Source organism: Streptomyces regalis (assembly GCF_001509475.1).
GTDB classification, from domain to species: domain Bacteria; phylum Actinomycetota; class Actinomycetes; order Streptomycetales; family Streptomycetaceae; genus Streptomyces; species Streptomyces regalis.
This window is the reverse complement of record NZ_LLZG01000036.1, coordinates 104,828-127,827: the sequence shown is the minus strand read 5'-3', so window position 1 is coordinate 127,827 and position 23,000 is coordinate 104,828. Positions and strand designations below refer to the sequence as shown.

The 23,000-nt window shown below is 71.5% G+C and carries 19 protein-coding genes and 4 pseudogenes; 10 read left to right on the top strand and 13 right to left on the bottom strand.

What is annotated here, in order from left to right:
• Positions 1-76: 76 nt before the first annotated feature.
• From ADL12_RS07930 to ADL12_RS07915, 4 genes are all read right to left on the bottom strand, one after another.
• Positions 77-2,917: a DEAD/DEAH box helicase gene (locus tag ADL12_RS07930; RefSeq protein WP_062699990.1), complete on the bottom strand. Its 2,841-nt coding sequence runs from the start codon at positions 2,915-2,917 to the stop codon at positions 77-79.
• 110 nt (positions 2,918-3,027) lie between these two features.
• Positions 3,028-3,609: a hypothetical protein gene (locus ADL12_RS07925; RefSeq protein ID WP_062699989.1), complete on the bottom strand. Its 582-nt coding sequence runs from the start codon at positions 3,607-3,609 to the stop codon at positions 3,028-3,030.
• Positions 3,606-4,757 (bottom strand): ROK family glucokinase, encoded by a 1,152-nt coding sequence (locus ADL12_RS07920; protein WP_062699987.1) that lies wholly within the window; start codon positions 4,755-4,757, stop codon positions 3,606-3,608. Before ADL12_RS07920 ends, ADL12_RS07925 begins: the two co-directional genes overlap by 4 nt.
• 237 nt (positions 4,758-4,994) lie before the next feature.
• Positions 4,995-5,732, bottom strand: coding sequence for a GntR family transcriptional regulator (locus ADL12_RS07915; RefSeq protein WP_208614497.1), 738 nt, complete (start codon positions 5,730-5,732; stop codon positions 4,995-4,997).
• Between the two features lie 129 nt (positions 5,733-5,861).
• On the opposite strand from ADL12_RS07915, the gene ADL12_RS07910 reads away from it, so the two are divergent.
• The gene (locus tag ADL12_RS07910; protein WP_062699983.1) at positions 5,862-6,884 is read left to right on the top strand and encodes a Gfo/Idh/MocA family protein; all 1,023 of its coding nucleotides are present in this window, start codon (positions 5,862-5,864) and stop codon (positions 6,882-6,884) included.
• A 33-nt stretch (positions 6,885-6,917) separates the two neighbouring features.
• Here ADL12_RS07910 and ADL12_RS07905 read toward each other — a convergent pair whose 3' ends face one another.
• The 3 genes and pseudogenes from ADL12_RS07905 to ADL12_RS07895 form a co-directional block, all read right to left on the bottom strand.
• Positions 6,918-8,099: a cytochrome P450 family protein gene (locus tag ADL12_RS07905; RefSeq protein WP_208614495.1), complete on the bottom strand. Its 1,182-nt coding sequence runs from the start codon at positions 8,097-8,099 to the stop codon at positions 6,918-6,920.
• 42 nt (positions 8,100-8,141) lie between these two features.
• Positions 8,142-8,822 (bottom strand): response regulator transcription factor, encoded by a 681-nt coding sequence (locus tag ADL12_RS07900; protein WP_062699981.1) that lies wholly within the window; start codon positions 8,820-8,822, stop codon positions 8,142-8,144.
• A 134-nt stretch (positions 8,823-8,956) separates the two neighbouring features.
• Positions 8,957-10,169, bottom strand: a pseudogene (locus tag ADL12_RS07895) (sensor histidine kinase).
• A gap of 212 nt (positions 10,170-10,381) precedes the next feature.
• On the opposite strand from ADL12_RS07895, the gene ADL12_RS07890 reads away from it, so the two are divergent.
• Both ADL12_RS07890 and ADL12_RS07885 read left to right on the top strand, forming a co-directional pair.
• On the top strand, positions 10,382-10,582 hold the full coding sequence (locus ADL12_RS07890; protein WP_062699980.1) for a hypothetical protein: 201 nt from the start codon (positions 10,382-10,384) through the stop codon (positions 10,580-10,582).
• Between the two features lie 217 nt (positions 10,583-10,799).
• Positions 10,800-11,186, top strand: coding sequence for a ribonuclease domain-containing protein (locus ADL12_RS07885; protein WP_062699978.1), 387 nt, complete (start codon positions 10,800-10,802; stop codon positions 11,184-11,186).
• Between the two features lie 150 nt (positions 11,187-11,336).
• Here ADL12_RS07885 and ADL12_RS55475 read toward each other — a convergent pair.
• Positions 11,337-11,514: pseudogene (locus ADL12_RS55475) on the bottom strand (WhiB family transcriptional regulator); the annotation flags it as partial.
• Here ADL12_RS55475 and ADL12_RS52475 point away from each other — a divergent pair.
• The 6 genes and pseudogenes from ADL12_RS52475 to ADL12_RS07855 form a co-directional block, all read left to right on the top strand.
• A complete protein-coding gene (locus ADL12_RS52475; protein WP_167364383.1) occupies positions 11,513-11,989 on the top strand; it encodes a hypothetical protein in 477 nt (158 codons plus the stop codon). The pseudogene ADL12_RS55475 and the gene ADL12_RS52475 sit on opposite strands and share 2 nt — an antisense overlap.
• A gap of 843 nt (positions 11,990-12,832) precedes the next feature.
• A complete protein-coding gene (locus ADL12_RS07875) occupies positions 12,833-13,582 on the top strand; it encodes an SDR family oxidoreductase (protein ID WP_062699973.1) in 750 nt (249 codons plus the stop codon).
• Positions 13,583-13,993: 411 nt separating this feature from the next.
• Positions 13,994-14,833 carry a helix-turn-helix transcriptional regulator gene (locus ADL12_RS07870; protein WP_062699971.1) on the top strand — a complete coding sequence of 280 codons (840 nt, stop codon included), beginning with the start codon at positions 13,994-13,996 and terminating at the stop codon, positions 14,831-14,833.
• A gap of 333 nt (positions 14,834-15,166) precedes the next feature.
• A complete protein-coding gene (locus tag ADL12_RS07865) occupies positions 15,167-15,760 on the top strand; it encodes a TetR/AcrR family transcriptional regulator (RefSeq protein WP_062699969.1) in 594 nt (197 codons plus the stop codon).
• 111 nt (positions 15,761-15,871) lie between these two features.
• The gene (locus tag ADL12_RS07860; RefSeq protein ID WP_062699967.1) at positions 15,872-16,609 is read left to right on the top strand and encodes an NADPH-dependent F420 reductase; all 738 of its coding nucleotides are present in this window, start codon (positions 15,872-15,874) and stop codon (positions 16,607-16,609) included.
• A gap of 177 nt (positions 16,610-16,786) precedes the next feature.
• A pseudogene (locus ADL12_RS07855) lies at positions 16,787-17,572 on the top strand (amidase); the annotation flags it as partial.
• Positions 17,573-17,629: 57 nt separating this feature from the next.
• On the opposite strand, the pseudogene ADL12_RS07850 reads toward ADL12_RS07855, so the two are convergent.
• From ADL12_RS07850 to ADL12_RS07840, 3 genes and pseudogenes are all read right to left on the bottom strand, one after another.
• Positions 17,630-18,421, bottom strand: a pseudogene (locus ADL12_RS07850) (alpha/beta fold hydrolase); the annotation flags it as partial.
• Between the two features lie 153 nt (positions 18,422-18,574).
• Positions 18,575-19,201 carry a dihydrofolate reductase family protein gene (locus tag ADL12_RS07845; protein WP_062699964.1) on the bottom strand — a complete coding sequence of 209 codons (627 nt, stop codon included), beginning with the start codon at positions 19,199-19,201 and terminating at the stop codon, positions 18,575-18,577.
• A gap of 90 nt (positions 19,202-19,291) precedes the next feature.
• On the bottom strand, positions 19,292-20,116 hold the full coding sequence (locus tag ADL12_RS07840; RefSeq protein WP_079051909.1) for an AIM24 family protein: 825 nt from the start codon (positions 20,114-20,116) through the stop codon (positions 19,292-19,294).
• A gap of 189 nt (positions 20,117-20,305) precedes the next feature.
• Between ADL12_RS07840 and ADL12_RS07835 the strand changes: the two genes are divergently transcribed.
• On the top strand, positions 20,306-21,052 hold the full coding sequence (locus ADL12_RS07835; RefSeq protein ID WP_062699960.1) for an SDR family oxidoreductase: 747 nt from the start codon (positions 20,306-20,308) through the stop codon (positions 21,050-21,052).
• Positions 21,053-21,121: 69 nt separating this feature from the next.
• Here the strand turns inward: ADL12_RS07835 and ADL12_RS07830 are convergent, their stop codons facing one another.
• A complete protein-coding gene (locus tag ADL12_RS07830) occupies positions 21,122-21,913 on the bottom strand; it encodes a hypothetical protein (RefSeq protein WP_062699958.1) in 792 nt (263 codons plus the stop codon).
• 34 nt (positions 21,914-21,947) lie between these two features.
• Entirely contained in the window at positions 21,948-22,961 is a 1,014-nt protein-coding gene (locus ADL12_RS07825) for a DUF6236 family protein (RefSeq protein WP_062699956.1), read from the bottom strand.
• Positions 22,962-23,000: the final 39 nt, after the last annotated feature.

Sequence of the window (23,000 nt, the reverse complement as noted above, 5' to 3'; positions counted from 1 at the left end):
TCCGGCCGGCCGACGGCACCCGAATCAGCGTCACGGCTCGCCCCACCGGGCGCACTCCCCCGCTCCACCGGCCCCGTCATGACGCCCTCCGCAGTGACACGAGGTCGGACAGCTCACGGTCCGTCAGTTCCGTGAGGGCCGATTCGCCGGAGCCGAGGATCGCGTCGGCCAGGGCCCGCTTGGACTCGAGCATCTCCGCGATGCGGTCCTCGACGGTGCCCTCGGTGATGAGGCGGTGGACCTGGACGGGCTGGGTCTGGCCGATGCGATAGGCGCGGTCGGTGGCCTGTTCCTCGACGGCTGGGTTCCACCAGCGGTCGAAGTGGACGACATGGCCCGCGCGGGTCAGGTTCAGGCCGGTGCCCGCCGCCTTCAGGGACAGCACCAGGACCGGGGTCGCGCCGCTCTGGAAGCGGTCCACCATGCGTTCGCGTTCCGGGATCGGCGTGCCGCCGTGGAGCAGGTCCACCGGGACCGCCCGGGCGGCGAGGTGGGAGGCGATCAGCCGGGCCATCCCCACGTACTGCGTGAAGACCAGCGCCGAGCCGTCCTCGGCCAGCAAGGTGTCCAGCAGTTCGTCCAGCAGGGTCAGCTTGCCGGAGCGGACGGCCGACCGCTCGGTCGCCGCCGCTTCGGTCTCCTTCAGGTACAGCGCCGGATGGTCGCAGATCTGCTTCAGCGACGTCAGGAGCTTCAGCACCATGCCTCGGCGCGCAATGCCCTCCGCCGTCTCGATGGCGAGCATCGACTCGCGCACCACCGCCTCGTAGAGCGCGGCCTGTTCCCGGGTGAGCGGGACCGGGTGGTCCGTCTCGGTCTTGGGCGGCAGCTCCGGGACGATGCCGGGGTCGGACTTCTTGCGGCGCAGCAGGAAGGGGCGGACCAGACGGGCCAGCCGGGCCACTGCCTCCTCGTCTTCGCCGTTCTCCACCGCGCGGGCGTGCCGGGCGCGGAAGGACTTCAGGGGGCCGAGCAGGCCCGGAGTCGTCCAGTCGAGCAGGGCCCAGAGCTCGGAGAGGTTGTTCTCCACCGGTGTGCCGGTCAGCGCCACGCGCGCGGGCGTCGAGATCGTGCGCAGGGCCTTCGCCGTCGCCGAGTACGGGTTCTTGACGTGCTGTGCCTCGTCGGCGACGACCATGTCCCAGGTGTGCCGGGCCAGTGTCGGTGCCGTCGACCGCATCGTGCCGTACGTGGTGAGGACGAAGCCGCCGTCCATGTCCTCCAGGGTGCGATCCGGGCCGTGGAAGCGGCGGACGGGGACGCAGGGCGCGAAACGGGTGATCTCCCGCTGCCAGTTGCCGAGCAGCGAGGCGGGGCAGACCACCAGGGTCGGGGCCGTCCGGGCGCGCTTGAGGTGCAGGGCGATGACGGTGATCGTCTTGCCGAGCCCCATGTCGTCGGCGAGGCAGCCGCCGAGGCCCAGGGAGGTCATGAGATCCAGCCAAGCCAGGCCCCGGAGTTGGTAGTCGCGGAGGGTGGCCTGGAGGCCGGGCGGCGGTTCAGCCGGGCGTACGCCCGCCGTCAGGCGGTCGCGCAGGGCCGCCAGGGCGCCGGCCGGTACCGCCTCGACCGTTTCGCCGTCGACCTCCGCGCTGCCGGTGAGGGCGACGGACAGGGCGTCGACCGGGTCGAGCAGGCCCAGTTCGCGTTTGCGGGCCTTGCGGACGAGGGCCGGGTCGACCAGCACCCAGCGGTCCCGCAGCCGGACGACCGGTCGGTGCGCCTCGGCGAGCGCGTCCATCTCGCCCTCGGTGAGCGGGTCGCCGCCGATCGCCAACTGCCAGCGGAACTGGAGTAGTTCCTCGCTCTCGAAGAAGCCGGTGCCGTCGGTCGCCGAACCCGGCGCCGGCCGTACGACCGCGGCGGCGCTCAGGTCCTGCGCCAGGTCCCGGGGCCAGTGCACCGCCACCCCGGCCGCCGCGAGCCGGGTCGCGGCCACGCCCAGCAGGTCGCCCAACTCCTCGTCGGACAGGGCCAGCACATCGGGCGCGTCCTGCTCGGACAGCCGGTCGAGCGGGGCCCACACCCGGGCCGCGCGCCGCACCGCCAGCGCCGCGTCCACCCGCGCGCGTGGCCCGAACGCCGCGTCCGCCTCGCCCGACCACAGGGCGGCCGCGTCGGCCACCAGGGTGGGGTCGGCGAGGCTGTGCACCTGGACGACGGCCGCGCCCGCGCTGCGCACGCCGTCACCCCCGTGGTCGAAAAGGTCGTACGCCGACAGGTCCAGGCGCAGCGAGATCCGCACGCCCGCGTCCATGCCGGCGGCGACCTCGGCCGCCCAGTCGTGGGCGTCGGGCAGCCGCTGGGCCTCGCGCGCGGCGAAGGGCCTGCCCGAGGCGTGCGGTGCGGCGGGGGTGCGGGGCAGGGTGTCCGCGACCGCGTCCAGGAAGGAGCGCATCAGCGCCTCCGGCTCGGGCAGCCGCAGCGGGCCCGGGCCGGTCAGGGGGACCGCATGACCTTCGTACGGCAGGGCCGCGGCGACCGCTCGCAGGTGCGCGATGTCGTCCGGGTCGAGGGGGCCGGCCCGCCAGGCGTCGTGGCCGGTGGGGGTCAGGCCGGGCAGCAGCCGGCCGCGGGCGGCGAGCCGGAGCGCGTGCAGCGCGGCCGCGCCCCAACAGGCGGTGGCGGGATGGGCGGCCGGGTCGCGCCGGGCGCGCACGAGCAGCGGCAGCGCGTCGGCGATCGGCAGGGACAGCGCGGGTGTGGTCCTGCGGCGGACTCCGGCCCCATGACGCCGTACGACGGTGAGCTCCGTGTCCTCGGCGGGCAGCGGGCCGCCCTCCGGGTCCCAGAAGGCCATCCGCCCCTCGCGCGGGAGGGGCGCGGGCAGGAAGAGGGCAGCGAGCCGAACAGGGACGGCCTCCCCCGCGCGCTCGGCCACCGCGGTGCTGCCGCGCTGCGCGGCCCTGTCGCTCATACGTCCTGCCACCTCCCGCCCATGAGTCGGATCAACCGTCTTCGACTCTACGGGCGGGGTCTGACAATCGGCCCCGGCGCCCGGCTCGGGCCGGAAACCTCACGGGGTGATCAAGGGACCGTGCGCGAGACGACGTACACGAAGGGTTGGTCCGGGTCGGACATGTTCACGACGATGTCGTGGGTGGGCGCCGGGTTCTTCTGCTCGTGGAGGAGGCCGTACCACGGGCCCGGGCCGGTGAACTCCCAGCCGGTGATCTTCTGGTCGCGGGCGCTGATGGTGATGTCGTCCGGCTTCAGGTCGTCCCGGCTGAGGCCCATGGTCTTCAGGTAGGCGTCCAGGCCGACGCCGGTGGTCTCGAACTGGACGTAGAGGCGGCTGGTCCTCCAGTTGTTCGTCTCGTAGTACGCGACCTTGTACGAGGGAACCGGGATCGTGATCTTGTAGATACGGCGCTGGACCCTCGACGGCCAGCCCTCCGTCAGGCCGGTCGCCGAGTACTTCGCCTCCTTGTCCTTGCCGCTGTCGCGGCTCTGGTTGGCGGAGATCACCAGATAGCCGGCCGGTACGCCGATGAGCAGCACGATGATGAGCAGGGTGATCGCCCTGCGGCGGATCTTGTGGCGGCGGTCCTCGGTCGGCTGCTGCGGCTCGTCCGGGGAGTCTGCCTGGCGAGGTACGGTCACGGTCACGCGGACCCCTGCGTCGACCGGCGTGCCTCCGCAAACCGCGCGTAGCGCTCATAGCGCTCGACCCGGCGCCGGTTGGCGCGCCGGAAGCGGCGGGCGACCAGGCGGGCCAGGTCCGCGGCGCCGACCATGCCGGCCTCGGGGCCGAGCTGGGCCCGCGTGACACGGGCCTCGGGCCGGTAGCCGCGGCCGGTGAGGTGGCGTTTGAAGGCGTCCCGCGCGGGGCCGATCAGCAGGTCGTCGGCGGCCGACACGCCGCCGCCGATCACGAAGCAGGACGGGTCCAGGGCGGCCGCGAGGTTGGCGATGCCGACGCCGAGCCACTGGCCGATGTCCTGCAGCAGTTCGATGCACATGGCGTCGCCCTCGCGGGCCAGCTCGGTGATCATCGGGCCTGTGATGTCGGCGATGTTGCCCTTGACGTGCTCGATGATCCCGTACGCCACCGGCGAGTCGGCGGCGGCGAGCTCGCGCGCCTCCCTGACCAGTGCGTTGCCGGAGCTGTACTGCTCCCAGCAGCCTCGGTTGCCGCACGGGCAGCGGTGGCCGCCGGGCACGACCTGCATATGGCCGAACTCACCGGCGACGCCGTACTTGCCGCGCTTGACCTGCCCGTCCTCCAAAATCGCGCCGCCGATGCCGGTGCCCAGCGTGATCATGACGAGGTGGTCCTCGCCACGGCCGGCGCCGAAGCGCCACTCGGCCCAGGCGGCCGTGTTGGCGTCGTTGTCGACCAGGACGGGTACGGCGAGGCGGCCCGCGATGCGGTCGCGCAGCGGCTCGTTGCGCCAGGACAGGTGCGGCGCGAACAGGACGCGGTTGCGGTCGGCGTCGACCCAGCCGGCCGCGCCGATGCCGACGGCGTGCACATCGTGGCGGTCGGACAGGTCCAGGACCAGCTCGACGATCGTGTCCTCGACGACCTTCGGGCTCTTGGACTTGTCCGGGGTCTCCGTGCGGAGCTTCTCCAGGATGTTGCCGTCGGCGTCCACGACGCCCGCCATCACCTTGGTGCCGCCGATGTCGATGCCCACGGTCGGCACGCGGGGCGCCGACAGGTGTGAGCGGCGCTCCCGGGGGCCGACCGTGCGGAGCGCGGGCGCGCGGCGGGAGCCGATGGGGGCGGCTGTGAGGTCGCGGTAGGTGCTCATCACGGCCGATTCTGCCTCACCGTCGGGACGTGTGCCGGGCGGGGGAACAATGGGGCGGTTCCTGTGATCTGCCGAGTGCGGGCGGTTTGTGGTGGATCGCGCCCACGCGGCGGAGCCGCATATCGACACAGCCCCGCGCCCCTTCAGGGCGTCGCAGCGCAGGGACGGCGCATTGTCCTGACATTGCAACGTACCAAGCGGTCTATTTCACCTGACCCGGAGCGTACGAGCTGACGCTCATGACCGCACCAGCAACTGGAACTCGAAGGAGTACCGCGTCGGACGATACGTGTGGGTGCCGTACTCGACGGCTCGCCCTGTGTCGTCGAAGGTGACGCGCTGCATCGTAAGGAGCGGGGCGCCCTCCTCCTCAGCCAGGCGCTCGGCTTCCTCGGCGCCGGCCGCGCGGGCGCCGATCGTCTGGCGGGCGCTGTGCAGGGTGATGCCCGCGGCACGCATCAGGCGGTACAGGCCGGTGGCCTCCAATTGCGCGGTGTCCAGGTCGATCAGGGCGGGCGGCAGGAAGTTGCACAGATACGCCATCGGCTCACCGTGCGCGAGGCGCAGCCGCTCGATCCGGTGCACGTCGCTGTCCTCGGCCACTCCCAGCGCCGCCGCGACCTCGGCGGACGCCGGGACGACGGTGTTGACGAGCACCTTGGTCGCCGGGCGCTGGCCGGCCGACTCCAGGTCGTCATAGAGGCTGCTGAGTTCCAGCGGGCGCTTGACCTGGCTGTGCACGACCTGCGTACCGACGCCTCGACGGCGCACCAGCAGACCCTTGTCGACCAGCGACTGGATGGCCTGGCGGACGGTCGGCCGGGACAGGCCGAGGCGTGCGGCGAGTTCGATCTCGTTGCCCAGCAGACTGCCGGGCGTCAGCGCTCCGTGCTCGATCGCGGCCTCGAGCTGCTGGGAAAGCTGGAAGTACAAGGGCACCGGACTGCTCCGGTCCACACTGAGCTCGAGTTCCACGATCGGATCCACTTCTGGTTTCGGCACGGGCCGAGCGTAGCTCTACGCGTTGTTGACGGGAAGTAGTGTAGTTCGATTGTCCTGACATATTCATTGACAGCGTACGCACTGAACCCCCACTTTGTTTCCATGCGCATCGGGGTCATCGGTACGGGCCGCATCGGCACGATTCACGCCAACACGCTGAGCCGCCATCGCGAGGTCGGCTCCCTGATCCTCACGGACGCGGACGGCGGGCGGGCCCAGGAACTGGCGCGGCGCCTGGGCGAGACGGCGGCGCCCGGAGTGGACGAGATCTTCAGGTGGGGTGTGGACGCGGTGGTGATCACCACGGCGACGTCGGCCCACGCCGAACTGATCGGTCGGGCAGCACGGGCGGAACTTCCGGTGTTCTGCGAGAAGCCCATAGCGCTCGATCTGCCGGGCACGCTGCACGCGATCGGGGAGGTGGAGAGCGCCGGGACCATTCTCCAGATGGGTTTCCAGCGCCGCTTCGACCCGGGGTACGTGGGCGCACGTGAGGCGGTGCGGTCCGGGCGGCTCGGGCGGTTGCACACCGTGCGGGCACTCACCAGCGACCAGAAGCCGCCGCCGGTCGAGTGGCTGCCGCTGTCCGGCGGGCTGTACCGGGACACGCTGATCCATGACTTCGACGTGCTGCGCTGGGTGACCGGGCGCGAGGTCGTCGAGGTGTACGCGGCCGGGTCGGACGCCGGGCCCGCGATGTTCCGCGAGGCGGGCGACGTCGACACGGCCGCGGTGGTGCTGACGCTGGACGGCGGCACGCTCGCCACGGCCACGGCCACGCGACTGAACGGCGCCGGGTACGACGTACGCATGGAGCTGGCCGGGGAGTTGGACCAGATCGTGGTCGGTCTGGACGACCGTACGCCGATCGCGTCCACCGAGCCGACCGGGCCGCCCGCGGCGGACAAGCCGTGGTCGGGGTTCCTGGAGCGGTTCGGACCGGCGTACGAGGCGGAGCTGAACGCGTTCGTGGAGGTGGTGCGCGGGGAGCGGGCCAATCCCTGCGACGGGCGGGAGGCCTTGCAGGCGTTGCGGATCGCGGAGGCGTGCGAGCTGTCGCGGAGCGAGAGAAGACCGGTCGCGCTCGCGGAGATCGCGGGCGGGGCTCCGGCTGCGGCTCTGTGAGAACCGGACTCGGCAACCCGGGCGCCCGGTCCGCTACCAGCGCACCGGCAGACTCCGCACCCCCCGCACCAGCATCCCCGGCAACCACTCCCCAGGTGGACCGTCCGGCGCCAGACCGGGAGCGCGCTCCAGCAGGGACCGTATCGCCGTGCGGGCCTCCAGACGGGCCAGGGGGGCGCCCAGGCAGAAGTGGATGCCGTGGCCGAAGGCGACGTGGCCCCGGGCGTCACGGCGGATGTCGAAGGTGTCGGGAGCGGCATAGCGGCTCGCGTCCCGGTTGGCCGCCGTGAGGCCGACCATCACCGGTTCGCCCTTCCCGACGGTGATGCCGGCGATCTCCAGGGGCTCGGCGGCATACCGGTACGTCGCCGTCTCCACCGGGCCCTCGTGGCGCAGCATCTCCTCCACCGCGCCGTCGAGGAGGGTCATGTCGGCGCGCAGGGCGGCGAGTTGATCGGGGTGGGTGAGCAGGGCGTGCACGCCGCTGGTGATGAGGTTGACCGTCGTCTCGTGCCCGGCGATCAGCAGGATGAAGGCCATGCCCCGCAGTTCGTCCGGGGAGAGCCGGTCGCCGTCCTCGGCCGTGGTGCGGATCAGGTCGCTCAGCAGGTCACCGCCGGGCCCGGCAGACCTCTTGTCCTCGATCAGGTCGGTGAAGTAGGCGCCGAGGCCCGTGAAGGCGTCGACCTCGTTGCCCGGGCTGGTGGGCGCTATCGCCTCCGTCGACATCTTGCGGAACTCCCCGCGGTCCATCTCGGGCACGCCGAGCAGTTCGCAGATGACGATGAGCGGCAGCGGGTGGGACAGGGACTCCACGAGGTCGGCGCGGCCCCGCGGCAGCATGTCGTCGAGGAGGTCGTCGGTGAGCTGCTGGATCCTCGGCCGCAGCTCCTCCACGCGGCGCATGGTGAAGGCACGCGAGATGAGCCCGCGCAGCCGGGTGTGCTGGGGCGGGTCGGTGGCCAGCAGGTTCTTCCCGATCATCTCCTCTTCGAGCGACTTCAGGCCGATCTTGGAGCCGTCCTTGGACAGCCGCTGGTCGGCGAGCGCCGCGCGAGCCTCCTCGTGTCCGACGACCAGCCAGACCTCGGACTGCCAGTCGGGCAGCCGGACGCGGTGCACGGGGCCCCGCTCACGCAAACGCGCGTACACCGGATGCGGGTTCTCGCGAAAGCCCGCTCCCCCGAGCTCCCCCAGGTCGATCACTTCTGCCATGTCGCTCCCCTCCGACACACCGACAACGCTCGGGATCCCCGACTAGTGCCCGTCGTCCTCCGCTTCCTCCAACAGCCCCGCGTCGTACGCCAACAGGGCGATCTGCACACGGTTGTTGAGGTCGAGCTTGGCCAGGATGCGCGAGACGTGAGTCTTGACGGTGGCGACGCTCATGAAGAGGCCCGCGGCGATCTCGGCGTTGGACAGACCCCGGCCCACCGCGACGGCGACCTCGCGTTCGCGGTCGTTGAGGGCGGTGAGCCGCTCACGCGCGCGTGCGCGGCGCGTGTCGGCTGCGGTGCCGGCCGCGTGATCCATCAACTGACGGGTCACCGTGGGCGACAGGACCGGGTCACCGGCCGCGACCCGGCGCACCGCGTCGACGATCTCGACGGGCGGGGTGTCCTTGAGCACGAACCCGGCGGCGCCGGCCCGCAGGGCGCGCAGCACCTGTTCGTCGGCGTGGAAGGTGGTCAGCAGCACGACCTGCGGGGCGTCCTTCCTGCCGCGCAGCCGCTCCGTGGCGGTGAGGCCGTCGACCGACGGCATCCGGATGTCCATCAGGACCACGTGCGGCCGGGTCCGGTCGACCAGCGACTCGACCTCGGCGCCGTCGGCCGCCTCACCGACGATCTCGATGTCCTCGGCGCCGCCCAGCATGAAGGACAGGCCGGCCCTGACCAACGGGTCGTCGTCGACGAGGAGGAGTCTGATCGCAGTCATGTGCCTTACGTAATCACGGTTGTACGACGTGGATGTGCCGGACGGCGAGGAGCCCTCCCCGGGCACGCGGGCTCACTCTGTGAGGTGTGCAGCGCCTCACGCGCGCGTGGCGACGGGCGCCCCCGCTCATCCCCTCATCCCCACGGCAGCCAGGCCCGCACCTCGAACCCCCCGCCCGCGCTCGGCCCGTGCTCCAGCCGGCCGCCCGTCAGCGTGGCCCGTTCGGTCAGCCCGATCAGGCCCTGTCCGGAGCCGGGAACATGGGGAACCTCGCCCTCGGGCGCGGGGTTGCGTACCGATACCGACAGGCCCTCACCCGGTGCGCCGGTCACCGTGACCGTGACCTCCGTGCCGGGGGCGTGCTTGCGGGCGTTGGTCAGGCCCTCCTGGGCGATGCGGTAGGCGGTGCGGCCGACGGAGGCGGGCACGGCGGCGGGGTCGGTGACGCGCTGGTCGAGGGTGACCTTCATGCCGGCCTCGCGAGACTCGGTGACCAGCGCCTCCAGCGCCCCGAGGGTCGGCTGCGGGCGGCCGGAGTCGTCGGGTTCACCGGCCCGCAGCACACCGATGATCTCCCGCAGGTCCTGGAGCGCCTCGTGGGCGCTCTCCCGGATGACGCCCGCCGCCCGCGCGATCTCCTCACGGGGCGCGTCGGGCCGGAACTCACGCGCCCGCGTGCACGCTGAGCAGCGTCAGCCGGTGCGCGAGGACGTCGTGCATCTCCCGGGCGATGCTCTCCCGGGCGAGCCGCTGGGCCTGCTCGGCACGCAGCCGTGCCTCCGTCTCGGCGCGCCGGGCCCGGTCGCGCAGGCTCAGCATGAGCTGCCGTTTCGACCGGACGAACATGCCCCAGCCGACGACCGCGCCGAGCAGAGCAATGGAGAAGGCGAGTGCGGCGAGGAAGGGCATGCCGGGCTCGGGGCGCAGCCAGATATAGAGCGGGAGCAGCGCCAGGTTGGCGCCTGCGACCCAGGCCACGTACCGGAAGGGACGGTGCACGGCGAGGGTGAACAGGGCGATCAGGCCCACGCCGCCCGAGGTGTCGGAGACCATGGCGATCGGGGTCATCGCCACGGCCAGCCCGAGCGGCCAGCGGCGCCGCAGCCAGACCGCGCCCAGCGAGAGCGCACCGATCCACTGGTCGACGACGACGAGGGTGTGCGGGAGGTCGGGGTGGTCGTCGAGCGCGTCGGCGGCGGTCAGTCCCACCAGGACGGCGACCAGGAAGCAGCAGAAGTCGACCACCCAGTCGCGAGCCGTACGCCGGGGCCGTCCGGAGCGCTCCGCGTCGGGATCGAGTTCACGCAGCATGGCCGAGGGCAGCAGCCAGCGCCGCCCCTCGAACATCCGGGGCACGGCCTCCGGCTTGTCACCACTCACGGCCGACAAATCTACGCAGTGACGGCCGGCGCCACCTCATCGCACGCCTGATCGTCGACCAAAGTCGCACGGCGGCAGACTTTCGGCGTGCGTCGCCCGTACGGAACGTCTACTTCCGTCGGGCATGGCTCGCCCCGCGGCCGATTGGCGTGGGGGGTCCGCGGGGCGAGAGTCATGGCATGAAGCAGTTGCTGGAAATCATTGGATTCATCGCCCTGGTGCAGGGCGTCGCCGGCCTGGTGCACGAGTTCACCGACTGGCACTGGGGACTCGTACAGCGGATCGACTTCCTCGACGGCTTCGAGATCTACGCGAGCGTCGCACTGCTGGTGCTGGCGTTCGCGCTGTTCGCCGCCGCCGAGAGCCGGAGGTCCGGTTGAGCGTGGACCGGACTTCCCGCTGGTCGCGCCGTTGGTCGGCGTCCATCTGGAACCCGGCGCACCCCTCTGAGCTGTCAGCGCCGTGCGCCGCCGAGTGTGCAGGCTTCGTGGGGCCACCGCGCGCCAGGTTAACTTCCAGAAAACTCATCGGACTTGCCGGGAAAATCTCCAGTCTTGACATTGACATGCCACTGTCTACGCGCGTCATCATGAGGGCATGAGATTCCCCCCACGAATCACTCGCATCGGCGCCGCAGCCGCCGTCCTGTCCGCCCTCCTCGTCGGCGGCACCGTCACCGCCACGCCGGCCGCCGCCGCGGTCGGCAGCATCTGCTACGGCGCCCTGCCCTCGCAGGCGCACAACACGCTCGACCTGATCGCGCAGGGCGGGCCGTACCCCTACTCGCAGGACGGGACCGTCTTCCAGAACCGGGAAGGCATCCTGCCCAGCCAGTCGTCCGGGTACTACCACGAGTACACGGTCATCACGCCTGGTTCGTCTACGCGCGGAGCTCGCCGCATCGTCACCGGTGAGGAGAACCGGGAGGACTACTACACGGCCGACCACTACGCGTCGTTCGACCTGATCAACTACAGCTGCTGAGGAAGCCTGTACGGACCCCTCGCCCCGCGGACCCCCCACGCCCATCGGCCGCGGGGCGAGGTATGTCCTTGGGACACAGCGCCACCATCCGGCACCGGCCCGGATCGCTCGCCCCCACGCCGGCCGCCGCTCCGGCAACCACGGCCGGCACTACCCGCAGGACGATCGTCCATGCTCGGAGCCTCTGCCGGCCGACACCCTGGCGGCACAGTGCTTCATCGCACGACGCTCGTCCTCACTCAGGCCACCCCAGACCGGCCTCCTGGCCCGAGTCGAGCGCCCACTGCCGACATTGCGCCATCACAGGACAAGGACGGCACAGAGCCTTGCCGTTCCACCAGGCCGGTATGGCCGCTGCCGCCAACAACGCCTTCCGCCAGCTCGGCGCCGCCCTCGGCCCCGCTGTCCTGGGCGCGCTGCTGTCCGCTCGGGCCGTGGACGCTCTGCCCGGACATCTCACCGCCGCGGGCCTGGACGGGGCGACGGTCCGGCGCGTCACCGAGGCCGCGGACGCCGGCGGACTGAGTGCGGTCGGCGGGCTTCGCATGGGCGCGGACACCCCGCGTGTCCTCGGCGCCCTGTCGCAGGCATTCGTCGACGGTCTTCAGCTCTGCCTGGTCGTCGCGGCCGCCCTGACCGTGCTGGCAGCCGCGGTGGGCTTCGTCCTGCTGCGCCGGCCGCAGCAGGCGGCCCTACCGTCCGCAGGCCCGGCTGTCTCCGTCCAAGGGCCTCGCACCCCCGGCCTGCCCACCGCCGACACTCGTACGGCAGCCCGGCCGCAGTCAGCCGCCTCCCATCGGTGAGCGCCGACCCTGCACCGAGGTGACACCTGACGTACCGGCACGGCTCAGGAGCGGATAGTCACCGCGCCGGTACAGGCGCCGTCCGTGGGGACGGGCACGGCGCCGCTCAATGGCCTGGGACCGGACCCTTCCGGTCCAGGCGACTGAGATCGCACATGGCCCCTTGCGTACGGACCGATGGAGCGACCGTGGTTGGGTGCTGCACAGTCGACGGACGCGCTCGTCACCTCTTCGTCTCGCCGACTCGGGGTACAGGGCAGGCGGCCCGGCAGCCCGCGTTGCTTTCCAGCAGCCCTACAACCGCTCGCTCATCGGCGACCAAACGGTGCTCATGCCCGTATGCCGTGCAGCGAGGTCCACAACCGGAGCCACGGTGCCGACCGTCGTCCGGGCCGCCACCACCAGCATCGGGTTGGAGGGAAGACCGCAGGACTGTCCGCGGTTGGCCAACCCGGCTATTCAGCGGAATCCTTTCTGGTGGTCAGGCGTACGGGGGGCATGGGCTGTCGGTGGCGGCCGATGGGAAGACGCTGGCTGGGCACGCGGGCGCAGCGCTGCTGCGGAAGCTCGCGGACGCTGGAGCCGGGCGGGTCCGCGCGGATGCTGCGGTTCAACGACGGATCCGCCGTTACCGCACAGACCGTGACCCTGGCCACCAGGGTCTCCTACCGGCGGCTCGCTGCGCCTGGTCTGGAGGCGCTGACCGGCTGTGGCGCCTTCTACGGCTCAGCCAGGGACCGCCGATCCATGGATAAACCTTCCTCTCCCGCCCCTGCGCGGGCGCCCCTACGGTCGAGGCTGCGGGCGCTCACCGGCCCGCCGTACCGAAGGAGCGAGACCCCCATGAAGATGACCGGCAACACGATCCTGATCACCGGTGGAACCTCGGGCATCGGCCTCGGTCTGGCCCTGCGTCTGCACGAGGCCGGCAACAAGGTGGTCGTCGCCGGCCGGCGCAAGGAACTCCTCGACGGGATCACGGCCGAGCACCCGGGCATCGACGGGCTCGTCCTCGACATCGCGGACCCCGACTCGATCGCCCGGGCCCGTGAGACCGTGGCGGCGAGCTACCCGGGGCTGAACGTCCTGGTCAACAACGCGGGCATCATGTTGCGGGAGAACCTCCTCGACCCGGCCGAACTCCCGGTCGCCGAGGATCACGTCGCGACCAATCTGCTCGGCACGATCCGGATGACGTACGCCTTCCTGCCCCTGCTCGCGGGCAAGGACGACGCGGTCGTCATGAACGTCACCTCCGCGCTGGCGTTCGTACCGTACCCGAGCACCCCGACCTACAGCGCGACCAAGGCCGCGCTGCACTCCTTCTCCGAGAGCCTGCGCATCCAGCTCGCCGGTGCTGACGCCGGCGTCCAGGTGATCGAGGTCGCCCCGCCGGGCGTGCGCACGACCCTGCTGGGCCAGGAGGACAACGAGCACGCCATGCCGTTGGACGACTTCCTCACCCAGACCCTCGACCTGCTGCGCGAGAAGCCCGACGCGAAGGAGCTTGTCGTCGAGGACGCCAGGTTCATCCGCGACGCGCAGGCCAACGGCTCCTACGACAACGTCCTCGCCATGATCACCAGCAGCTGACCGACCTGCAGTGACCGACGCGGAACAACAGCACGCAGGCAGGTGCGGGGAGGCACGACCGGCTCGGTCCTGAGTACCGACGGGCCCGAGCGCCCGGCCGACACGGCGCACATCGTCGTCTCGGCCAGGCCGGGCCGGCGAGGCCCGGGGCCGCTCCCAAAGCGTCGGGCGTCGTCGACGGGGGACCGTCGCCGCAGGCCGTCTTCCCTGCCGGCGGTCGGCGGCGCACCGCCGACGGTCAGCGAATTTCCCAGCGGGTCATGCAGGTCAAGGGACCATTGGATCGTCCCGCCGCGAGCGCCCTCGGCGTCAGCCTCACTCATGGGCGGCTTCGCGCAGGTGGGAGAGGAGTGCTCAGCCATGGATCGGCGGTCTCTGGATAGCCGGCCGGGATACGGTGAGGATGGGGGCATGGACAAGAAGGAACTGGCGGCATTCCTGCGCCACCGGCGTGAGACGCTGCGGCCCCGCGACGTCGGGCTGGTCGAGGGGCCACGCAGGCGTACCCAGGGGCTGCGTCGCGAGGAGGTCGCGCAGCTCGCCGGCATGTCCACCGACTACTACGCCCGGCTGGAGCAGCAGCGTGCTCCGCAGCCTTCCGTCCAGATCACCGCGGCTCTCGCCCGGGCGCTGCGGCTGTCCCTGGACGAGCGCGACCATCTCTTCGTGCTCATCGGCCACAACGCCCCGGCCCGCTTCCAACGCTCCGAACATGTCAGCCCGCCGCTGATGCGGGTCCTGGACCGCCTGGACGACTCCCCGGCCCTGGCGCAGACCGATCTGTTCGACACCCTCGCGATGAACCCCTTGGCCGTGGCGCTGCTCGGCGACCAGACCCGCCACACCGGTCTGGCCCGCAGCGGCTACTACCGCTGGTTCATGGACCCGGCCGAACGTCTGATGGTTCCCGAGGAGACCCACGAACGCCACGGCCGTGCCCAGGCAGCGCGCCTGCGGGCCGCGCTGACAGCCGGCAGCAACACCCCCCGGGCCGCCCGGATCCTCGCCGAACTCCAGGAACACAGCCCCGAGTTCGTCCGCATGTGGGAACTTCAGGAGGTCGCACAGAGCTACGACGACTGCAAGACCATCCTCCATCCCGAACTCGGCCGCATCGACGTCGACGCCCAGATCCTGTTCACCGAGAACCGCGCCCAGACCCTGGTGGTGCTGACCACTCGCCCCGGCACGGAGAGCCACAGCAAGCTCGAACTGCTCTCCGTCATAGGGCACCAGCAGCTCACCCCCTGACGTCCTGGGCCGGGGGACGGGTCAGGGCTCGGCGCAGGAGGGCCGAACAAGTTGGAGACCTGTGTCCCGAACCCGGTCAGGGGTGCTGGTGATGCATGCGGGTCACGGTCCAGGACGCCGGAAGTCGGGACCGGCGGCGCGGCACCCCGCACGCCCACTTCCGCACGGCTCTTGCTCTGCGCGCTGCGGCCAGACAGGTGGGCCCTGTGCTGTCCGGGCTCCGTGGTCGGGTCGCCGAATTGACCGGATGCCGCCTCCGCTTTACTCTCGAATGCATACGGAGGCAGCATCCGCTTTGATGCGGCCGCAGGATCAGGGCAGGCAGGAGGGCGCATGAGCGCCGGTGAACTGCGGGGACGCAAGCCCCGCGCGGACGTTCAGCGCAACCGCGCTGCCCTCCTGGAGACCGCGCAGCGCCACTTTCTGCAGCACGGGGTCGGCACCTCCCTCGAGGCGGTGGCCAAGGAGGCGGGCGTCGGGCCCGGCACTCTGTACCGGCACTTCCCCACCCGGGAGGCGCTGCTGGCGGCTGTGCTGCAGACGCGCTCCGAGGAGCTGGCGGCTCGTCAGGCGGACATCAAGCGGCTCGACGACCCCGCCGAGGCGCTGGAGCAGTGGCTGCGGGCGATGGAGGACTACTTCAGCGCCTTCAGCGGGCTGCCGGACCCGCTCATGGCCGCGGCCCGGGCGCAGGAGCCGGACAACCCGCTCACGATTCCCTGCGACATCCTCATCTCCGCCACCGATCAGTACGTGCGAGCCGCGCAGCTCGCGGGGCGCGTGCGCGCGTCGGTGCGCGGGCACGACCTGTTCCTCGCGGCCTGTTCCGTTGCCTGGATCAAAGGCACCGGTACCGAGGAGGAGCCGCTCGACCGGCTCCGCACGCTCATCGCGAACGGCTACAGCCAGGGGGACACCCCGGCGTAAACCGCCAGGCCCCTCGCCCTGCCCCGACCCCCGCAACGCCAGGTGGCGCCACCACCCAGCCATCACATCGCGCTGCCCTCAGGGGCAGCACAACCCCCCGAGGACCAAATCATGAAAATTACCGTCATAGGCGCCGGTGCCATCGGCGGGAATCTCGCCGCCAAGCTCAGCACGGCCGGTCACGACGTCCAGGTCGCCGACGCCCGCGGCCCCGAGGCCATAGCGGCCGACGTGCTGGAGTCCGGGGCCCGCGCTGTGGCCCTGGAGGAGTCGGTCCAGGGCAGGGACGTGATCATCCTGTCGATCCCGTTCGGGGTGGCGGGGCAGCTGGCGGACCTGTTCGCGTCGGTGCCCGCCGAGACGGTGGTCATCGACACCTCGAACTACTACCCGGGCATCCTCAGCGGGCAGATCGAGGCGGTGGACAACGGCCAGATAGAGAGCGTGTACACCGCCGAGCAGCTCGGCCGTCCCGTCGTCAAGGCATGGAACGCCGCGCTGGCAGAAACCCAGCGCACGCGGGGCGTCCCGGCGGGAACCCCCGGCCGTATCGCCATCCCGGTCGCCGGCGACTCCGACGAGGCGCGGAAGGTGGCCATGAGCCTGGTGGACGACACGGGCTTCGACCCGTACGACGCGGGCGGCCTGGCCGACTCCTGGCGTCAGCAGCCGATGGGCCCTGCCTACTGCACCGAGCTCACCCTCGACGAACTCCCCGCCGCCCTGGCCGCGGCCGATCCTGTCAAGGACAGGGCCGTCCGCGACAGCATGCTGGAGCGCAGGGCCGCCCTCCCGGCCGACCCCACCCTCGACGACGTCGTCGAGATGAACCGTGCCGCCCACCGCTGACCCGCCCGACGCGGCTCTCGTGCACGCAACGGCACGGGGGCGGCATCGGCACGCCACAAACACACAAGACGAACACGAAGAGCGCACAGTCCCCCGCGCTGCGGCCTGCAGCCTCGGCACGCCGCTGCCTGCGAGCATCCGCGAGCCGGCCGGTACCCGCAAGGGTGCGTCCGCACCCGGCCCATGGGGCTGAAGGACCTGATCGATGTCGCCGGCGCGGCCACCACGGCCGGCTCCCGGGTGCGCGCCGACCACCGCGCCGAGGCCGACAGCACGGTCGCCGCCCGCCTGACCGCGGCCGGCGCGGTCCTGATCGGCAAGACCCACACCCATGAGTTCACCTACGGTCTGACCACTCCCCAGACCAACAACGCCTGGGACACCGGCCGGGTCGCAGACGGCTCCAGCGGCGGGTCCGCCGTCGCCGTCGCCGCGGGCACCGCGACCTTCGCCCTGGGGACCGACACCGGCGGATCGATCCGCGTGCCTTCCGCGCTCAACGGGGTCGTCGGCCTCAAGCCGACCTACGGCCTCGTCCCCCGCCACGGCGTCACATCGCTCTCCTGGTCGCTGGACCACGTCGGGCCGATCACCGGCACCGTCGAGGACGCGGCGCTGGTCCTCGACGCCCTGGCCGGGCACGACCCGCGCGATCCCGCTTCCCTCACCGCGTCCACCGCGGACCACCGGCCGGGCGGGAGCACGGATTTGACGGGCCTGCGCGTCGGAGTGCCGAGCAATTACTACTTCGACCACGTCGGCCCCGAGGTCGAGGCCACGGTCCGGCGCGCGATCGACCGTCTCGAGAGCCTCGGTGCCCGCCTCGTCGACGTCGAGATCCCCATGACGCGCTACATCCGGGCCACTCAGTGGGGCCTGATGGTCCCGGAGGCCACCGCCTACCACGAGCGCACCCTGCGCGCCGTCCCCGAGCTGTACCAGGCGGACGTACGCATCCTCCTCTAGGCCGGCGAACTCATGCCCGCCGGGACTACCTGCGCGCCCAGCGCTCCCGCACCCGTGGGTCCAGAGCAGGCCGTGCGGCGCGCCCTCGATCTCCACATAGTTGGCGGACGGGAGGGCCTTGTGGAACGGCCGCGCGGTGCCCTCGACGGGCAGGATGCGGTCGCCCGTGCCGTGCAGGATCAGGGCCGGTACGTCGAGGGCCGGGATGTCGGCCCGGAAATCGATGTACCAGGTCGACGGCGCGGCAGCCGCCGCGTGGAAGCCACCGCCGGCGGCGACGTTCCAGCTGTTGCGCACGGCCTCCTCGCTGATCCTGGTGCCGAGGTTCTCGCCGAGGTTGTAGAAGTCGTTGTAGAAGGCGGTGTAGTACGCATAGCGGTCCGCCTTGACGGCCGCGACGACGCCGTCGAAGAACTCCTGCGGGGCGACCCCGTCCGGGTTGTCGTCGCTCTTGAGCAGGCAGGGCTCCAACGAGGCCAGGAAGGCGGCCTTGGCAACCCGGGCGGAGCCGTAGTGGGACACGTAGCGGGCGACCTCACCGGTGCCCATGGAGAACCCGACCAGGACGGTGTCGGTCAGGTCGAGGGTCTCCATCACGGTGTTCAGGTCAGCCGCGAAGGTGTCGTAGTCGTAGCCGGTCGTCGGCTGGCTGGACTGCCCGAACCCGCGGCGATCGTAGGTGATCACGCGGTAGCCGGCGTCGAGCAGCACGGCACTCTGTCGCTCTCAGGGGTGTCCGTCGAGCGGGAAGCCGTGGATGAGGACGACCGGCTGCCCGGTCCCGTGGTCCTCGTAATAGAGGTCGATGGTGGTGGAGTTCTCCTGGCCCACGGTGATGAACGGCATGCGCTGCTTCCTCGATTCCGGGTGGCTGGCAGGCGACTCGGTCACGCTGGGCCGGGACGCCGGGGGCCGGTTGACGCGCAGTGCACCACTCCTTGCCCGCACGCGCAGGACCCTCCATGAGGTGGCTGTGCGAGAACGCCGCGGGACGGGTCGTCAGGCGTTCTCGGGGAGCTCGAACGAGCCGTATTCGGGGCGGCCCGCGAGGTCGTACGAATGGATGGCGACGCCCTTGCTCGTGGTGCGGCCGGCGGTGTGCCTGAACGCGGTGGGCACGGCGCCCTCCCCGAACAGGCGGTGGCCCGTGCCGAGCACCACCGGGAAGGTCAGCAGGTGGAGGGTGTCGACCAGGTCGAAGGCCAGCAGAGACCTGACCAGGGCGCCGCTGCCGTGGACCTGGAGCTCGCCGTCGGTGCGCTCCTTCAGGGCGGTGACCTCCTTGGCGAGGTCGCCGCTGACCACGGTGGTGCCGGACCACTCGGGGTCCGTCAGCGTCGAGGAGGCGACGTACTTCGGCAGCCCGTTGAGCTTGGACGCGACCGGGTCGGCCGGGTCGGTCACCTTCGGCCAGTACGACGCGAAGATGTCGTACGTACGCCGCCCGAGGAGGAAGGCGCCGGGGCGTGCGAAGACCTCGTTGATGAACTGGCCGAAGTCGTCGTCGGCGTACGGAAAGCTCCAGCCGCCGTGCTCGAAGCCGCCGCGGGTGTCCTCCTGCGGGCCGCCGGGAGCCTGGTAGACGCCGTCGAGCGTGACGAAGAGGGTGGAGACGAGCTTGCCCATGAGGGGTGCCTCTTTTCCGGGGTGGGGGTCCTGCTGTCATCACCTCAGACCCCACCGGCACCCGCAACTCATCGGTGGGCCGCGTGCGCCTCAGCCCGCGTTCGTCGAGAACAGGCCGCCCGTCGGGCCCTGCTTGTCGCCGCCCTGGGCCTTCTTCAGGGCGTTGGCCAGGCTTTCGATGGTGAGGGACTGCAGGATGACGCGGCCGTTGCCCTCCAGGGTGGCCAGGGAGAGGCCCTCACCGCCGAAGACGGCGTTCATCAGGCCCTGCCGGTTCAGGCCGCCGACGCGCTGGACGCCGTACTGGATGCCCTCCTCGAAGGCGACGACGCAGCCCGTGTCGACCTCGATACGGCCGCCGAAGTCGGCCGGGTTGAGGTCGATGAAGTTGCCCGCACCGGCGATGATCACCGTGCCCCGCCCGGTGAACTTCTCCAGGACGAAGCCCTCGCCGCCCTTCATGCCGGTCCTGCCGCCCTGGAAGGCGATGCCGAAGTCGACGGTGGACTCGGCGGCGACGAAGGCGTCCTTCTCGGCGAACCACGCGCGCGTGCCGTCGAGCTCCAGGGCGCGCATCTCGCCCGGGAGGACGCCCGCGAAGCCGACGGTGCCCTCCCCGCCCTGGGACGTGAAGTACTGGAACGCGATCGACTCGCCCGCGAGGACGCGCTGGCCGACCTGCATGGCGGTGCCCATGGCCTGGCGCAGCATGCCGCCCATGCCGCCTCCGCCGCCGGCGGTCGAGCCGCCTTGGGGTTGCTGTCCGTTCGACGGACCGGTCAGGCGGGTCTCCATGGTCACGTTCGTGGTCTTGAAGAGAAACTTGCCCGCCTCGCAGTACACGGTCTGGCCGGGCTGCAGGCTGACGACCGCCATCTGCATGGCGTTGCCGACGATTTCTTGCTGAAGAGTCACGTGGGGTGAACGAGAGAACCGGAGCAAAGAGTTCCGATGCGTTTCGCCGGGTTCCGATGAGTTCCGCCGGTTTTCATCTGGTTCCGACTGGTTCCATCTCCCCGCGATCTCGGTGTCCGTTCGCCGCCAGCGCTTCGGCCCGCGCGGCGCTGGGATGGACCCATGACAACCACCACCACTCATGTACCCATGACCACCGCACCCGGTGCCCTGCACGGCAAGGTCGCCCTGGTCACCGGCGGCAGCCGCGGCATCGGCGCGGCGACGGCACTGCGGCTCGCGCGGGAGGGCGCGGACGTCGCCGTGACCTACGTGAACGGCAAGGAGGCGGCCGAGGAGGTCGTACGGGCCGTTCAGTCGCTGGGACGGCGGGCCGTGGCCCTGCGGGCGGACTCCGCGGACGCAGACGAGGCGGCGGGCGCGGCGGGGCGTACGGCGGAGGCACTGGGAGGCCTGGACGTGCTGGTGAACAACGCCGGCGTCGGCGTGCTGGGCCCGCTGGAGGGCCTCTCGCTCGCGGACGTGGACCGGGTCATCGCCGTGAACGTCCGGGGCGTCTTCCTGGCCTCCCAGGCAGCGGCCGCCCGCATGACGGAAGGGGGCAGGATCATCACGATCGGCACCTGCATGACCCAGCGTGTGCCGGGCCCCGGCGGAACGCTCTACGCGACCAGCAAGTCGGCCCTGATCGGCCTGACGCGAGCCCTGGCCCGCGAGCTGGGCCCGCGCGGCATCACGGCGAACATCGTCCACCCCGGCCCCATCGACACGGACATGAACCCCGCCGACGGCCCCCACGCGCCCGACCAGGCGGCGATGACCGCACTGGGCCGCTTCGGCACGGCCGACGAGGTGGCGTCGACGGTGGTGCACCTGGCCGGGGCGGACTACGTCACGGGGGCGGAGTTCGCGGTGGACGGGGGCCATGCTGCCTAGCTCCTGCGGCCGGGCCGACTCGCCGGCCCGCCGGTTCGCCGGCCGGCCAGCCGGCATCGACGACGGAGCTCAGGGTTCCGCCCGCTCCCCCGCCGCCCTCTCCGCCTGCAAGCGCCGCTGCTCCGCATCGTCCGCCGCCGTCGCCGCCGCGTGGGCGTCGGTGAATCTGCGGAGGACGGTGAGCAGTTCGTCGCGTGCGGCCAGTCCCTCGGCGCCGGGGCGGGACAGGGCCTCGCGCAGGGCGTCCTGCAAGGTGCCCCGGACGTGGCGCCAGGGGCCGGCACCGGGCTGCGACATGCCCACGTACCGGGCGAGGTCGCCCACCACGCGCGCGGTGTCGTCGTCGAGACCCTCGGTCCAGGGGCCGATCACCGACAAGGTGTGGTGGAGGGCGCCGGCGGTGGCGGCGGGGAGCGCCACTGTCACCGTGTCGACGGCGTCCAGGGCCGCGATCAGCGCGGAGATCCGTGCGGTCTGCTCGGGCCGGGGGAGATGGGCCCGCAGCGCGTCCAGGGCCCGCCGTATCTCCCCCACCTCCACCAAGGGCAGCGCCACGGTGACGTCCTGCGCCGGCCCGGCCCGCTCGGGGTCCTTCTCTCGCCGGAGCGATCCTCCGGGGGCGTGCCCGCTCCAGCCCACGACGTCGAACTCGTCGCCTGCCCGGGGGGCCCGGCAGGGCGCCGGTGCCGTCCGGGCGTAGCCGCTCTCCGCGAGGAATCGGTCGATCTCGTCCCACGTCGGTGCGGCGCCCCCGGACGAGAGGCGCAGTGCGTGCCACCCTCGTGCGTAGGTGATCTCGACACGCCAAGGGCGTCCTGCCTCCAGCCGTGCGCTGCCCGGGTGTCTCGACGCCAGTGCCACCGTGATGCCCTCCTTCAGGCCACTTCAGGCCACTTCAGGCCAGTCCGCTCTGCACCCGGTGCAGATAGCTGAAGTCGTGGTCGTCCCGGGCCCTGGCCAGCGGGCGGATCTCCCGGGTGGCCACGTTCAGGGCGTAGCCGCCGATCGTGCCGAGCAACCAGCCGAGGTCCGGCAGCAGCAGGGCGCCGCCGGCCGCGGCGGCAAGCGCGACCGACACCGTGACCGAACGGTGCGCCCAGGCCATACGGCTGCTGCGGCGCGCTGCTCGGTAGTCCTCGACCGCCTCGGAGAGTTCCAGGCGCAGCTGGGCGAAGACGTCCGCCGGGTGCTCGTAGTCACGGCGCAGATCGCCCAGCATGCGGTGCAGGGCGCGCATCAGGCGGCGTCGTTCGTCGGCGTACTTCTCGCGGAAGGCGAGGACGTCCTCGGTCGGGGTGTCCGGCGCCGGGACGGGCAGCAGCCGGCCCAGTTCCATCTCCCAGGCCAGACAGCGGGTCGGGGAGGCCGGCCGCAGGCTGTTGCGGTACGCGTCCTCGCTGTCCGTGTACGGGAAGAGGGCGCTGTCCGTGGTGGCGGCGAGCTCGCGGGCCAGCACACCGACGACCAGGCTCTGGACCTCCTTGGAGACGGAGAGCTGCGCCCCGAAGGACCAGGGCACGAGGTTGGTGGCCAGCCCGAGCTCCAGCAGCAGCTGCTTGAGCGGGTAGGTGATCTTCGACGTGAAGAGGACCGCTTCGGGCGGTGACGTGGGCACGGGCGGATCCGGGCGGGCCGCGATCCGCCGGAGCTCACCGGTCAGGACGGACCAGTTCTGGTCCGCGTGGGGCGAGGGCCCGTATCTGTCCAGGACATCGAGCGACTCATCGGTGAAGGCGAGCGGCCGGTACAGCTCACGCTCTTCCAGCCGCCTCAGTTCGGGGCCGACGAGCGCCTCGTACAGCCGAGGGTCGCGTGGCACGACCGAGGCGATGCCGTCCCAGTAGAGCAGGGCCTGGTGGACGACCTCGGTGGGCGGATTCACCGTCGGGTAGTACAGCAACACGCCCATCGAGTCCCCCTGGTCCGTTTACGGCAACCAGGTCAACGA

Bases quoted from the DNA above. Each gene is read 5' to 3' on its own strand.
- ADL12_RS07930 (WP_062699990.1), bottom strand. From the start codon at position 2,917: ATGAGCGACAGGGCCGCGCAGCGCGGCAGCACCGCGGTGGCCGAGCGC.
- ADL12_RS07920 (WP_062699987.1), bottom strand. From the start codon at position 4,757: ATGAGCACCTACCGCGACCTCACAGCCGCCCCCATCGGCTCCCGCCGC.
- ADL12_RS07910 (WP_062699983.1), top strand. From the start codon at position 5,862: ATGCGCATCGGGGTCATCGGTACGGGCCGCATCGGCACGATTCACGCC.
- ADL12_RS07905 (WP_208614495.1), bottom strand. From the start codon at position 8,099: ATGGCAGAAGTGATCGACCTGGGGGAGCTCGGGGGAGCGGGCTTTCGC.
- ADL12_RS07900 (WP_062699981.1), bottom strand. From the start codon at position 8,822: ATGACTGCGATCAGACTCCTCCTCGTCGACGACGACCCGTTGGTCAGG.
- ADL12_RS07890 (WP_062699980.1), top strand. From the start codon at position 10,382: ATGAAGCAGTTGCTGGAAATCATTGGATTCATCGCCCTGGTGCAGGGC.
- ADL12_RS07885 (WP_062699978.1), top strand. From the start codon at position 10,800: ATGAGATTCCCCCCACGAATCACTCGCATCGGCGCCGCAGCCGCCGTC.
- ADL12_RS07875 (WP_062699973.1), top strand. From the start codon at position 12,833: ATGAAGATGACCGGCAACACGATCCTGATCACCGGTGGAACCTCGGGC.
- ADL12_RS07870 (WP_062699971.1), top strand. From the start codon at position 13,994: ATGGACAAGAAGGAACTGGCGGCATTCCTGCGCCACCGGCGTGAGACG.
- ADL12_RS07865 (WP_062699969.1), top strand. From the start codon at position 15,167: ATGAGCGCCGGTGAACTGCGGGGACGCAAGCCCCGCGCGGACGTTCAG.
- ADL12_RS07860 (WP_062699967.1), top strand. From the start codon at position 15,872: ATGAAAATTACCGTCATAGGCGCCGGTGCCATCGGCGGGAATCTCGCC.
- ADL12_RS07845 (WP_062699964.1), bottom strand. From the start codon at position 19,201: ATGGGCAAGCTCGTCTCCACCCTCTTCGTCACGCTCGACGGCGTCTAC.
- ADL12_RS07835 (WP_062699960.1), top strand. From the start codon at position 20,306: ATGACCACCGCACCCGGTGCCCTGCACGGCAAGGTCGCCCTGGTCACC.
- ADL12_RS07825 (WP_062699956.1), bottom strand. From the start codon at position 22,961: ATGGGCGTGTTGCTGTACTACCCGACGGTGAATCCGCCCACCGAGGTC.